The sequence below is a fragment of the Exilispira thermophila genome (genome assembly GCF_055389015.1).
The window spans coordinates 1421708-1436378 of record NZ_AP042476.1; the positions used below are offsets into that span (position 1 = coordinate 1421708).

Genomic DNA, 14671 nt, shown 5'->3' on the forward strand with positions numbered 1-14671 from the left:
TATATTGTTTTTTTAGTTTTCTATTTGACAAAAACTAAAAATAATATGTAAATTAATTAAGCCAAATAAAAATGTATAGAGGTTTTACTTTTATGGAAAAAAAGAAAAAAATTAAAATCAAGATTAAATCTTCATCTTTAAAATCTGAAGAAAACAAAATAAAAGAAGAAATAAACAAAAAAGAAAATGATAATACTGAAAAAAAAATAATAGAAAAAAAATCTGTAGCAAAAAAATCAGAAAAAAAGTCCACAGTTGAAAATCCTGATAACAATTCATCAAACATTGAAATAATTGATGATGATAAGAAAAAAAATAAAAAAATATATAATCTTCCTGAGATTGATTATTCCTCTATAATTGCAGATGAACTTGAATTACAAAAGTGGCAGGTAACCAATACAATTAATTTATTAGACAATGAAAACACTATTCCTTTTATAGCAAGGTATAGAAAAGAAGCAACAGGTTCTCTTGATGAAGTTAAATTAAGAGATATTCAGAGAAAACTTAATTATCTCAGGACTTTACAAAATAGAAAAAAAGAGATTTTATCCTCTATTTTAACACAGGGGAAACTTACTAAAGAACTTGAAAAAAAAATACTTTCTTCAAATAAAATTTCAGAAATTGAAGAGTTATATCTTCCATATAAACCTAAAAGAAAAACAAAAGCAACCATTGCTAAAGAACTTGGTCTTGAACCACTTGCACTTATTATAAAAACAAAGAAAGATCCTGAAAATTATGCTGAAAAATTTGTAGATCCTGAAAAAGGAATTAAAACTATTGAAATTGCTTTAAAACATGCTCAAAATATCATAGCAGAAGAATTTGCCGAAACTTTTGAAGTTAGAAAAAGTTTACACAGAATAATAGTCTCTCAAGGGGAATTTGAAGTAAAGAAAAAAAATCCAGATGTGATTGATGAATTTGATATGTATAAAGAGTATAAAGAACCCATATCTTCAATTAAAAATCATAGAATTTTAGCTATAAATAGAGGTGAGAAAAAAGGAAAACTAACTGTTAAATTAACTTTTGATGAGGAAGATACATTTGAAAAAATTTATAAAGATTATATTACTTCTAACAATTTTGTTGATAACAAATATTTATCTGAAGCAACTTTAGATGGATTTAAAAGACTTTTAACACCATCAATTGAAAAATCAATTAGAAAAGAACTAACAGAAAAAGCTGAACAGGAAGCAATTGAAGTATTTGCAGAAAATTTAAAAAATCTACTTTTACTTCCCCCATTAAAAAACAATAGAATTTTAGCAATAGATCCTGGTATTAGAACTGGATCAAAAATGGTAGCTATTGATGAATTTGGTCAATATCTTGGACATGAATTAATATTTCAACAGCATATTGAAGAATCAATGAATAAAATTGTTTCATTTATAGAAAAATATAATCTAAATCTTATTGCTATTGGAAATGGAACAGCATCACGAGAAGTTGAATTTCTTGTTGCAAAAACTATTAAAGAAAAAAAATTAAACTGTAAATATACAATTGTTGCTGAAACTGGAGCATCTATCTATTCAGCATCAGATATTGCTCGTGAGGAATTCCCTGACCTTGATGTCACAGTTAGAGGCGCTATCTCTATTGGTAGAAGAGTTTTAGATCCTCTTTCTGAATTTGTTAAAATTGATCCAAAATCACTTGGAGTTGGAGAATATCAACACGATGTTAATCAAAAAAAACTTTCAGAAAAATTGGATGAAGTTGTTGAAGATTCAGTGAACAAAGTTGGTGTTTTACTAAATACTGCTTCTTCAAAATTATTACAATATGTAGCAGGTCTTTCCTCTTCAGTTGCAAAAAATATTGTAAAGTATAGAGAATTAAAAGGACCTTTTAAATCACGATTTGACCTTTTAAATGTTCCAGGATTTGGATTAAAAACATTTGAGCAAGCAGCAGGTTTTTTAAGAATTCCTGAATCAAAAAATATTCTTGATAATTCATGGGTTCATCCTGAATCTTATGATATTGCTAAAGAGATAATTAAACTAAAAGAACAGGGAAAAGAACTTACAGATGAAATCAAAAAACAACTTGAAAAAAAATACAATAAAGGTGAAGAAACAATTAATGATATAATTACTGACCTTGAAAAACCTGGAAGAGACCCAAGAGAAGATATAGAGAAACCAATATTAAAAGATGATGTTTTAACAATAGATGATTTATCTGAAGGAATGATTTTAAAAGGTACAATTAGAAATGTTACAAAATTTGGTGCTTTTGTAGATATAGGTTTAAAACAAGCCGGTCTTGTTCATATTTCAGAGATTTCAGATGAATTTGTGTCAAATCCTTTAGAAAAAATTGCTGTTGGTCAAATTGTTAATGTAAAAGTTATCGGTATTGATAAAGAAAGAAACAGGGTTTCTCTTTCTATGAAAATAAATTCTACACAAAAATCTAATAAAAATGAAAATAAAAGTGAGCAAAATAAATATAAAAATAGTGTTAATAAACCTGACAATGGAAAACAATATAAAAAGGATATTAATAAAAATAATTTAAATAAAAATAAAAATATCAAAAATAAAAATAACAGAGATTTTAATTTTAATGATAAAGACACAAAAATTACTTTTGGTGATTTACTTAAAAATGTAAAACCAAAAACTAAAAGTTAATTATATATATTAACTAAAACTTAATTATAAAATTATATTAACTAAAAGTTAAATATAAAATTTATTATTGTTAAAAATTAGTTATAATTCGGATAATTTAACTAATTTACACATTTTTATTGACATAACCCACTATTATTATTAACACAATCAAATAATTAGGGAAATACAAAAAAAATTTAATAAGAAATAGTTTTATATGAACAATTTAAATACAAAACAAATTTATAAAAATAATTTAACTAAAAATGATATTAAAAACATAATAGAGAAAATCAAAAATAATGAAAAGCTAAAAAATTATATACCTAAAACTTATCTTATTTTATCCGGTGGTTCTTCAAAAGGATTTGCTCATCTGGGAATTATAAAAGTTCTTAAAGAGATTGGAATTACCCCTGATGGAATAGTTGGCACTTCAGCTGGAAGTTTAATTGGATCGATTTATTCATATTATCTTGATGTCGATAAAACTTTAGAGCATTTTATTGATGTTAAAAATTCTAAAATTTATGAAGATTTTGCAAATAAATACTTTCTAGAAAATGATAATCTTTCCACTAAACACAAATTAAATTTATGGGTAAAAAAAGGGATATCACTTACTAAAGCTCTCTTTACAAAGCAGATGATCTCTTATAAAGACATGTATCACTTATATTCTTATATTTTTGATGGGATTTCATTCTCCTCTTTAAAAATACCATTTGCTACATGCGCTACAAATATATTAACAGGTTTTCCTGAACTATTTTTTAAAGGTGATATTGTAAAATCAATAATGGCCTCAACAGCAATAACTGTTATATTTCCTATTATTGAAATTGAAAATAATTATTATACTGATGGCGGAATTACTTCAAATTTGCCTGTTAGAGAAGCAAAACAATTTTTCAATAACGATTCTTCTTTTTATGTAGGTTCAATTGTTTCATCTCCATTAGTTGAAAAAAATATCAATCATATAACTTCAAATGTTTTTTCTCTTTTATTAAGGATTATAGATATTTCATTAAAAAATAAACAATTTTACGATTCTCAAATCTGTGATTTTACATTTACACCAATAAAAGAAGATTATGCATGGTTTGATTTTGAAGAATATCAAGAATTTATTGAACTGGGAATAAAAGAAGCTGAAACAAAAATTCAAGATTTTTTTATTTCATATCTTGAAAAAATTCTTTCAAATATAAATTTAGTTAAAAATGTTTTTAAAAGAAATTACCTTAAAAATTGTTTGTTAAAAATAATGAAACAATAAATAAAAGGAACACTACTCAATTATAATTAAATGATTTTTTTAACTGTTTAAAACAAAATAAATAATCAATCTAAATACCTATTTATTTAAAACAACTTAGATAAGTTTTATCTTTAAATTCATACTATTGTTAGATAACTCAAACAATAAGAAAATATTTTAAATACAATTAAAAAACAAAAAATAAAATATTATAAATCCCTTTTATTATTCCTAAATAAGTAAAATTTTTTAGATATTTTCTTACATAAAAAAGAAAGAAACTAAAAATTATATTATAAAGAAAGAAATTCCCTTTAACAAGAAATTTATTGAAACACCAAAAAAATGATAAAAAGGATAATTCTAATATACCATCCAATTTTTCTGGATTAAAAATATTATTGAATCTATTTTTATTTATCAATAACTTATCTAAATAAACAAAATTAAATCTAATTATTAATTCTTCATAAAAGGAGATGATTATTATCAAAATCAAAGGAAATGGTAAGTAAAATGAGAAATTAGCCTTTTTTATTTCTTTTGAAATATCTGGAATAGCTTTAATCTGTGTAAAAGGAGTTAGATTTTTTACTATATAAACAAACAAAATTGTTAAAATAATTGAAAAAGAGAAAAATATAAAATCTTTTTTATCTATTCTAAACAAATATTTTTTATATTGAAATGCGCATAAGTCATTAATAAGTTTAATGTTATAATAAATTAAAAACAATACTGCTAAAAAAATAGAAAAAAATGATATGAATTTATATATTAATTCTTTAAATTCCACAGGAAAATATAGTATCTTAAATGATTCAATCAATATTCCAAAAATGTTAATAAAAATATAATTAATAATTAAAATTTTATTGTTATAACTAAAAAGCAAATTTATATTTTCTTTAAAATTATCTAAATCATTTTTTATATTTTCTCTCTTTGTTTTTATTTTTTTAAAGAATGTTTTTAAAATTATTTGACCTGATATTGATAAAATAAATGAAATTAATGGAATAAGATAATAATTTTTAGTATCTAGCATATTATAATACCTCATTTTACTATATAATTGTTTTATTTACTTAAAATTGTTTTTGTAAATTTTTAATAATTTTAAAAAATATTTCAATTTAATTCACTTTAATTTTAAACAAAAATATATATCAAAATAAGGATTTAATACACCTTCTGTTAAATTATTACTAATACTTAAAGTTAGGCTATTATCTTCACTAATCTTTATACTAAATCCTGCTTTTAACATTACCTTTAACACATAAATTTCTTTATCTTTTACTTGAAATAATTCTTTGTATTCTGGTAATATGAAATTAAACTTTAAATTGATAAAATAACTTAAAATATAGTTTAATACTTCTGTATAACCTATATTACCATTAAATATTAAACTATAATAAAAATCATTTCCTTCTTTATACAAAGAACAAGGTTTAAAGCTAAAATTTAATCCTGCTCCATAATTTAAAATTATTGGGTCTGTTATTTTGCTTGAATTTATACCTGATGATATATTAAAATACCCATTACTTATTGAATTATCTAAATTATTTCTATAATAAAACATTGGAAAATATCCTGATGGTATTGATAAATTGAAATAAATATCATTTATTGTGTTTGTATAAAATGTATATTGAATCCCAATTGATGGACTTGATAATCCACCATAATAATTGAAAACAAAATATTGTTTTATCTGTTCATTAAAATTTTCATCATAATAATTTTCAACTTTATATACTTTTTCAAAATTAACATCAAATGGTAGATATAAATTAATTTCAAAATCTTTTTTTGGTTGAAACATAAGATAAATATATGGAGTAAAATAATAATATGTAGAATAAGAATATTGATAAACATTAAAGTTAGTTCCTGTTAATAAAGATAAACTAAACTCCTGTCTTTTAACCCTGTTAAATTCATCTGCTTTTGTAATCTTATTAAAAATTAAAAATAGTAATAAAAATATTATAAACAGTACTAAACTATTTTTTTTATGTTTAATTCTCATAAAGAAACCTCTAAAAATTATTTTGTTTAAATAGATTTATTACAAAATAAAAATATTTTAAACAAACTAGTTATTATTTCAGATAATTTTATAATCTTTATCAAATGCTTCAAAATGGGTTTTTACCTAATTTTTTCATAAACTTATCCATTTCGATTAAAAATAATTTTAAATTTTTATTAAAAGTAATTTCAAAAAATTCATCTATAGTTGAAAATTCAAGATTGTACATATTTTTTATAAATTTAATTAATCTATCATAACCATAATTTTCATAAATGTAATAACTTACAAAAAGGAATAAATGCACATATTTTTTATACTTTACCTCTAGAAAATATAATTCATTATAAAGATTATCATTTCCTATAAACTTTATGTAAAAAGTATTTGAAAATAATAATTCTAGTTTATTTTTTAATATATAATTTATAGGAGCATCCTTATTTATTAATTTATAAAAAAAATATTTCCTCCTTTTAAAATCATTTTATTTTATACCTAAATAAAATTAAAAATTTTTATAAAAATATTATCAATAGCATGAAATAAACTAGGAAATATTAAAGAATTTGTTTTTTTACGGACCCAATACATAAAATATGAAAAAATAAATAACTGAAAAAATTTAAATAAATTAATTTGAAAATGTAAAATGGCAAATAATATTGAAAAATGTATCCAAAAATGTTTATCATCTTCTATATTTAAATCATATTTAATTTTTAAGTATTTACTTCTTGAAAATATTAAATAATTTCTAAATAAAAATTCCTCTAAAAATGCATTTATAATAATTAAAATTATTTTAATGAATATAAAAATAAAATTTTCTTTAATTTTAATTTTATTTATAATAAAAAATAGAAGATTATTAGTTTTAAAATTGTTACTATTTAATAAAGAAATATTATAATTGTTTGTTATTTTATATTTTTGGAATATTTTATATGGTAGATAATCTTTTAAAATTATAATCAGAATAAAAATTATAATTAAAATTACAAATATTGGTATTCTTTCTTTTATTAAATTATTAATATTTTTTGTTCTTTTTAATTGCTTTTTTATAGTTTTAAATAACAAATAAGCTGAAAGGGTTATATTATATGATAATAAAATTATTAATATTATTTTAAATTCAATTATTTTAAAATCTTTTAAATTAAAAATTAAAAGAGATAAACTTAAAGAAAAAATAAGATATAATAAAAGATATTTTACAAATTTTAAAATTATTATTTTAGTAATTTCTCCTCTCGTTATATATCTTGATTTTTTACTTTTAATATAAATTAAATTTAAAATAAAAAATAATATAATAACTATTAAAAAATAATAAAAATAATATAAATTATCTAAAATATAGTTTATAATATTTTTCATTATTTTATTTTCCTTATTTAATCTTATATTATAGGGGTTGTCTCAAAACTTGGGGACAACCTCTTTTTTTTTATAATTTATTTGCTATAATTGAATTATGAAAAAGAGAAGAACAAAAGTACATAATAAGGTAGTATTTAAAAGATATATACAGGATGAACCACTATTATTTCCAGAAAGATTAGAAGAATATATACCAGAAAATGATATAGTAAGAATAGTAAATGATTTAATAGAAAATATGGATTTAAATTTTCTTTACAGAAGCTATAAAGGAGGTGGTAGAAGTAGTTATCATCCGAAGATGCTTTTAAAGGTAATAGTTTATGCTTATACCCAGAAAATATATTCATCAAGGAAGATAGCCAAGGCATTAAGAGAGAATATATATTTCATGTGGTTAAGTGGGAAGAATTATCCAGATTTCAGGACAATAAACAAATTCAGGAAAGAGAAGTTAGGAAGACATTTGGAAGAAATATTCAGTATATTATTATCCTATTTATATGAAACAGGTTATGTAGATTTAAACAATTATTTTTTAGATGGGACAAAAATAGAAGCTAATGCGAATAAATATAGTTTTGTATGGTCAAAGAGCATAAAAAATTACAAAAAGAAGCTTAAAGAGAATGTAAAGAAATTATTAAAAGAGATAGATTATTTAAATGAAGAAGAAGATAGATATTATGAAGAAAAAGAGTCTGAAGAATCTAAAGGTAAAAAGGAAGTATTAGATTCAAAGAAACTAAAAAAGATAGCAAAAGAATTAGAAGAGGTATTGAAAGAAGGAGGAGAAGATAAAAAAGATAAAAAGAGCAAACAATTAAAAAAAAGTATTAAGAAGTTAAAACAGGATTACATACCAAGATTAGAAAGATATGAAGAGCAGGAAAAGAAATTTAAAGGACGTAATAGTTATTCTAAGACAGATGAAGAAGCTACATTTATGAGGATGAAAGAAGATGCAATGTTAAATGGTCAATTAAAAGCAGGCTATAATGTACAGATAGGCACACAAAATCAATTTATATTGTGGTATAGTATCCATCAAGATAGATCAGATACAAACACCTTAATCCCTCATTTAGAAAGTTTAATATCAAAGACAGGGAGAAAACCAACAAATTTAATAACTGATGCAGGATATGGTTCTACTTATAATTATTTATATTTAAAAAGGAGAGGAATAAATAATTATGTTAAATATTCAGGATATTTTAAAGAAAGTAAAAGAAGTTTTAAAAAGGATAAATTAAACAGACAGAATTGGAAATATGATGAGTCAAAAGATTGTTTTATATGTGCAAATGGGAAAGAATTAAAATATGTTTATACTGCAAGATCTACAAAAAGGAAGAAATTAGAATTATACAAAGTATATTCAACAAATGGATGTAAAGGTTGTATTTATCAGGATAGGTGTAGTAAAGGAAAACCTTACAAGAATATATGGGTAAATCCAGTATTTTTAAAATTAAAATCAGAAGTTAAATCGAATTTATCAACATTAATGGGACAGGAGTTATCATTTAGAAGGAAGATAGAAGTTGAGACCGTATTTGGAGATATTAAACACAATATGGGATTCAGGAGATTTATGTTAAGAGGAATAAATAATGTAAAAATAGAATGGGGATTAATAAGTATAGCACATAATATTAGAAAGTTGTTTAAACTAAATAAAGGAAAAATTTTACCTTATTTTTTATATTTATTAAATAATTCATTTGAAAATTCTTTTATTTTTTCCTTTAATTTATAAATTTTTATATTTTTATTTTTTTTAAAAAAAAGGACTGCCTTAAGATCTAAGACAGCCCCATAATTAATAATTATTTCTATTGATGATTTTTTTTTCTTTTTTTTCCTCTTTGTATAAGTTTTTTACCACAATATGCTATGCCTGACTTAATAAGATCTTCTAAACTTGTAGGAATATTTGTTATAGCTACTACAATATTCCCAAGGAAAATTTCACCATCTGGACTAATCTCTCCATATGGATTATTATCATATCCTCCATGCAATCTTGACCACCCTGATGGTTTATAATACAAATCATGATATCTTTTCCCTAGAACCTTATCCATCTCTTCATCAGAAATTTCACAATTTCCGATAATTTCATCAATTTCTTTGAAATCATCATCTTCATTGCTGCTAATTGTAATTTCATTCTTTTCTATAGCTTGAGCAAATATCTTTTGTCCTATCTTGGCTTTGTCTATATTTCCTGCTAATACATTTATTGTTGTAAAAGTAAATAACAAGAAATTAGCTTACTGATTTAAATATTATTAAATAAATTAAATTATTAAAAAAGTGAAAAGTTGTTGGATATATTATTGATTTTCCTTTATCTTTTAAATAAAAAAGAATAAAACTTGATATAACCCTATCAAAAAAATATAAATCAAAATGCAAAATTGCAAAAATAATTGAAACAATACTTACAATAAACAAATTAGAAACTTTTCTATCTTTTTTATAAAAATATCTTCTAATTATATTATACAAACTATATCTAAATATAATTTCTTCAAAGTATGCTGAAAAAAATAATTGAATAATTAAGGTAAAAACAACATAAAATTTCATTAAATTATTTATATCAAATTTGAAAATTTCATTAAATTTATAATTATATATATTCATTTTAATTTTTGAAAGATATTCAAAAAATCCTATAATGAATATGAATAATAATAAAAAAAATATATTTTTAAATAAATATAAATTTTTTTTAAAATATTTTTTTGTTATTCTTAAATGGAATTCTGAAGATATGAAAGGGATATTTTTAAAATATTTCAAATAAAATTGAATTGAAACAAAGAATAAAAATAAAAACCAAATAAAAATATCTTTTTCTATTTTAATTTTCTTCAAATTAATCTTAAATAATAAAAGATTTGAATATATATTTATAAAAAAAATACTTAAATAAATAAAAATCATTGACAAAATTTTTTTATTTTTAGTTTTAAATTTATTGACAATTTTAAATAACATCCATAAAACAAAATATAATAATAAAATGTATATAAAAGTTAAAAATGAAGTATCAAAGCATTCAATATAATTATTAATATAATCAAAAATAAAAAATATTTTCTTAAATGGATACAATATAATATATAATATATACAATATTCTAATTAATAGCATAAGTACATAAATTAAAATTATAAAAATAAAAAATAATTTTAATATTTTTGAAAAAAACTTTTCATTTTTTAAATTTTTTAAAGTATTATAATTAAATAAAAAATAAGTAAATAGAAACAGATATAATATTGATGATATAAATATCAAGGAACATTTATTTTCCATATTATAAAATAAGGGTAAAAATATAATAAAAATAATTATATAAATAATTAAATTATACTTTATCTTTTTCATCTTTTTAGCCTTAATTATACAAATTTTCGGGAGTGGAATATTTAAACCCACTCCCTTAGTTTTTTTATCAAATTATTAAAATTATTAATTTTTATTTTTCTCTATAGTTTTAGTTATAATTTTATAAATTTTATTACCAGCTTTATATGTCCTTATTCCAATTCTTACTACAGGAACTGATACTGTTTTAACAACATATTTAATAATGACTACAGTAATTTCACATGTAGCATCTATAACATTTGCTTGTCTCCAATCATATCCTCCATGCAATCTTGACCACCCTGATGGTTTATAATATAAATCATGATATCTTTCCCCAACTACTTTACTCATCTCTTCATCAGTAATTTCACAATCACCAATTATTGCATCAATCTCTACAAAATCATCATCTTTGTTTGTGCTAATTTTTATTTCATTGTTTTCTATAGCTTGAGCAAATATTTTTTGTCCTATCTTGGCTTTGTCTATATTTCCTGCTAATACATTTATTGCAGTTAAAGAAATTAACAAAATTAATGCTATTATAATATATGTGAACTTTTTCATATCTTACCTCCATTTTATCTCTTTATAAATTGAATTTTTTACAAATAATATTATCTTTATATTACCCTGCAGGTATGTGCTTGAACTCCTTTTTTTGTTAATAATAAAATTAAAATTGTTTAGATATTTAAAAAATAAGAAGTATTATATCATAATTGAAATTTTTCTCACTAGGTCAGTTTTGTAATTTTAACATTTACTCAAAATAAGCATTATTTATAATCTAATATTAAGTCTTTTAAGTCTTTGACAATTGACAACCGCTCTAAAAATTTCAATTATGATATATATAATGTTTTCCTTTATTTAATCAAATATAACAATTTATAATTTTATTATTAACTGCACCTGCCACGAAAAAAAAATGTTGCAATTATTGCTATACCACAGGAAGTATCAAAACCCTGTTTATATCCATAACAAAATCTTTTTTCTTTTTTTGATATTATTTTAAGTAATCGATTATTATAGTTAACAAGATTAAAGTTAAAATCAGTTAATCCTTTGCTTAATTTTTGATTATTTTGTGAAAAAAGGAATGATGTTGAAAAATATAATAAAAAAATAATTAATAAAATAAATAATAAAATAAATAAAATTTTTTTAATAATACTTATTTTTACTTTTAAATACATATTTGAACCCAATACTGCATTACATTAATTTTAATTAATTATTTAATTTACTTAAAATGATTTTGAAAATTTTTAATAAATGTCAAAAATTTGTCAAGTTATTTTTTTCTATTTTTTTAGTTTTTATTTTTATGTTTATATAATTTTTGTTTATTAATATTATTAATTTATTTTTATCTGTTTAATCATTAATATTTAATAAATTGCTTTTTACCTTTATCAGGATTATAGCCACCAATGCAAATTCTTTCTTTATTTATTAATCTTTATTAATAGCATATATTGTTAAATGTCAAATATTTTTAGATGCTATTAACTGGGGGGGTAAAAGGATAAAATAAAAATTTTAGTTATCTTTTTAGTAATATTTTTATTACATATTATCAATATTTATTCTATCTGTATTAATTTTTTTTTTAATGGGGAAAATTATTTTTTTATCCATTTATTTTGAAATTGAATCAAAATATTTCAATTTAATTCACTTTAACTTTAAACTAAAATAAATATCAAAATAAGGATTTAATACACCTTTTATTAAACTGTTACTTATACTCAAAGTTATGCTATTATCTTATCTTTATACAATGAACAGGGTTTAAAGCTTATATATTTTTTCAAAATTTACATCAAATGGTAGATATAAATTAATCTCTAAAAATTATTTTACATAATTTCTTTTAAAATCTTTAATCCAATTTTTTAATAATGTATCATAATCAATAACAAAAGTATTTCTTATCATTGTATTAAAATCCATATCAGATTTTAGAGTATTATTAATAAATTTCCTAAATTTTTCAATTCCAATACAGATTCTTCATTACATTTATTTTTAATTAATTTAGCCAGATCTTTATATATATCATTATTCATTTTATTCAATAAGTATTGCTTTTCTTGTTTTTTATTTAAAATTTCAAATTATAGTTTTTTAATAGATAGAGGTAAATTAATCAAAAAGATTAATTTTTGTAATCCCTCTATCTATTTCTTATAAAATGTTTCATATTAATATAGGATTTGTTTGAAATAAAAATTCAATTAAAATTAAGTAACACAATTTTATTCTATTTAAAATAATTATAAAATATATAATAAGAAAATAAAAAAAATAACACTATACCCAATATATTACTAATTATTAAAGCAAATATATATTTGTTTTTTTTAATTATACCTTTTTTCATTTTTTTTCTTTCGAAAAATAGCCAATTTATAAAATTAAATAAATTCATACAAACAATAAATGTTAAGACAGTTATTAAAGAAAATAGCATTCTATTTGACATTTTTTTCTATCCTTTATTTTTTTATTTAGTTTCTATCTTTCATCTATTTCCATTATTAATTTATTTGTAATGTTCATCTATCCTTCTTAGTACTATTTTATAAATTTTATCAATTATATAACTTTGAACAATTCCAGCACCACTACTACTTATAATCCCAACTATTGTTAAAATTCCACCACTAGAAAGTGTCTTAACTGTATAAACAGTTCCATCTACAACAATATTTATAGTAATCCATACTACTTCTTTAACCATTTCTTTTTGTTCTTTTCTTCGTTCTTGCGCCAATTTTTCTTTTAAATTTTTCATATCTTTTTGTCTTTGTGCCAAACTTTGTCTAGACATACTAAAACTATTAGCTGGATTATCTCTATTATCAGAAGTTAGATATTCAAAAAGTCTTTCCCCAACTACTTTACTCATCTCTTCATCAGAAATTTCACAATTTCCGATAATTTCATCAATTTCTTTGAAATCATCATCTTCATTGCTGCTAATTGTAATTTCATTATTTTCTATAGCTTGAGCAAATATTTTTTGTCCAATTTTTGCTTTATCAATATTATCAGCAAATATATTTATTCCTGCAAAGAAAATAAATATTATAAATACTATTATTATATAAGTAAACTTTTTCATAAATTTCCTCCATTTTATTTGTTTAGAAATTGATATTTTTCACAAATAATATTATCTTTATATTACCCTGCAGGTAAGTGCTTGAACTTCTTTTTTAAAGTTTTTTAAAAACTTTTTTTATACTTGGAATAGTGAAGTACAAACATTGACAGAATCTAATAAATTCTGTCTTTTGCATACCTGCAGGGTTCTTAGCATAATTTATTATCCCTTATAAAATCAAACTTTAAAAATAACATAAATTTATCCTTTTTTGTTAATAATAAAATTTAAATTATTGAGTTATTTAAAAAATAAATAAGATTCTATCATTATAAAAATTTTTCTCATTAAGTCAGTTTTCTAATTTGTTATTTAATCTTTTTAAAACATTTATAAAAAATTAATATTTTATTCTTTTTAGCCTTTGTCAACTGACATCCACTCAAAAAATTTTTATAATGATAGATATTTATCTTTCCTTTATTTAACAAAATACAACAAATTCTAATTTTATAATTAACAGCACCAACCCCAAAAAAATGTTATGTGTATATTTTTCCTCCTTTAAAATTATTTTAAATAATTGATTCTTATAGATAACAAGATTCAAGCTAAATTCATCTAACCCTTTGGTTAAGTTATGATTATTTTGTGAAAAAAGAGAGGATGTTGAAAAATATAATAAGAAAACAATTAACAAACTAAATAAAATATTTTTCATAATACTTATTTTTACTTTTTTAAATACATATTTGAATCCAATACTGTATTATTTTAATTTTAATTAATCGTTTAATTTACTTAAAAATGATTTTGAAAATTTT

Annotated in this window: 12 protein-coding genes; 3 read left to right on the top strand and 9 right to left on the bottom strand. The window is 20.7% G+C overall.

Annotated features, from left to right (window positions below; translation table 11 throughout):
• Nucleotides 1–92 precede the first annotated feature (92 nt).
• Entirely contained in the window at nucleotides 93–2663 is a 2571-nt protein-coding gene (locus ACZ5EC_RS06030; protein ID WP_464304053.1) for a Tex family protein, read from the top strand.
• Between the two features lie 199 nt (nucleotides 2664–2862).
• Entirely contained in the window at nucleotides 2863–3927 is a 1065-nt protein-coding gene (locus tag ACZ5EC_RS06035) for a patatin-like phospholipase family protein (RefSeq protein ID WP_464304054.1), read from the top strand.
• 169 nt (nucleotides 3928–4096) lie between these two features.
• Here ACZ5EC_RS06035 and ACZ5EC_RS06040 read toward each other — a convergent pair whose 3' ends face one another.
• From ACZ5EC_RS06040 to ACZ5EC_RS06055, 4 genes are all read right to left on the bottom strand, one after another.
• Nucleotides 4097–4957 (bottom strand): hypothetical protein, encoded by an 861-nt coding sequence (locus ACZ5EC_RS06040; protein WP_464304055.1) that lies wholly within the window; start codon nucleotides 4955–4957, stop codon nucleotides 4097–4099.
• A gap of 93 nt (nucleotides 4958–5050) precedes the next feature.
• A complete protein-coding gene (locus ACZ5EC_RS06045) occupies nucleotides 5051–5950 on the bottom strand; it encodes a hypothetical protein (protein ID WP_464304056.1) in 900 nt (299 codons plus the stop codon).
• A gap of 109 nt (nucleotides 5951–6059) precedes the next feature.
• On the bottom strand, nucleotides 6060–6260 hold the full coding sequence (locus ACZ5EC_RS06050) for a hypothetical protein (RefSeq protein WP_464304057.1): 201 nt from the start codon (nucleotides 6258–6260) through the stop codon (nucleotides 6060–6062).
• 191 nt (nucleotides 6261–6451) lie between these two features.
• Nucleotides 6452–7336, bottom strand: coding sequence for a CPBP family intramembrane glutamic endopeptidase (locus ACZ5EC_RS06055; RefSeq protein WP_464304058.1), 885 nt, complete (start codon nucleotides 7334–7336; stop codon nucleotides 6452–6454).
• Between the two features lie 97 nt (nucleotides 7337–7433).
• Here ACZ5EC_RS06055 and ACZ5EC_RS06060 point away from each other — a divergent pair, with 97 nt between their 5' ends.
• Complete coding sequence (locus ACZ5EC_RS06060) at nucleotides 7434–9101, top strand: IS1182 family transposase (RefSeq protein WP_464303085.1); 1668 nt, start codon at nucleotides 7434–7436, stop codon at nucleotides 9099–9101.
• Nucleotides 9102–9177: 76 nt separating this feature from the next.
• Here the strand turns inward: ACZ5EC_RS06060 and ACZ5EC_RS06065 are convergent, their stop codons facing one another.
• The 5 genes from ACZ5EC_RS06065 to ACZ5EC_RS06085 all read right to left on the bottom strand — a co-directional run bounded on the left by ACZ5EC_RS06065 (nucleotide 9178) and on the right by ACZ5EC_RS06085 (nucleotide 13865).
• A complete protein-coding gene (locus ACZ5EC_RS06065) occupies nucleotides 9178–9609 on the bottom strand; it encodes a hypothetical protein (protein ID WP_464304059.1) in 432 nt (143 codons plus the stop codon).
• A gap of 4 nt (nucleotides 9610–9613) precedes the next feature.
• A complete protein-coding gene (locus tag ACZ5EC_RS06070) occupies nucleotides 9614–9994 on the bottom strand; it encodes a lysostaphin resistance A-like protein (RefSeq protein ID WP_464304060.1) in 381 nt (126 codons plus the stop codon).
• An 834-nt stretch (nucleotides 9995–10828) separates the two neighbouring features.
• Nucleotides 10829–11296, bottom strand: a complete 468-nt coding sequence (locus ACZ5EC_RS06075; protein WP_464304061.1) for a hypothetical protein — start codon at nucleotides 11294–11296, stop codon at nucleotides 10829–10831.
• 338 nt (nucleotides 11297–11634) lie between these two features.
• The gene (locus ACZ5EC_RS06080; protein ID WP_464304062.1) at nucleotides 11635–11931 is read right to left on the bottom strand and encodes a hypothetical protein; all 297 of its coding nucleotides are present in this window, start codon (nucleotides 11929–11931) and stop codon (nucleotides 11635–11637) included.
• A gap of 1352 nt (nucleotides 11932–13283) precedes the next feature.
• Entirely contained in the window at nucleotides 13284–13865 is a 582-nt protein-coding gene (locus tag ACZ5EC_RS06085; RefSeq protein ID WP_464304063.1) for a hypothetical protein, read from the bottom strand.
• Between the last annotated feature and the right edge of the window lie 806 nt (nucleotides 13866–14671).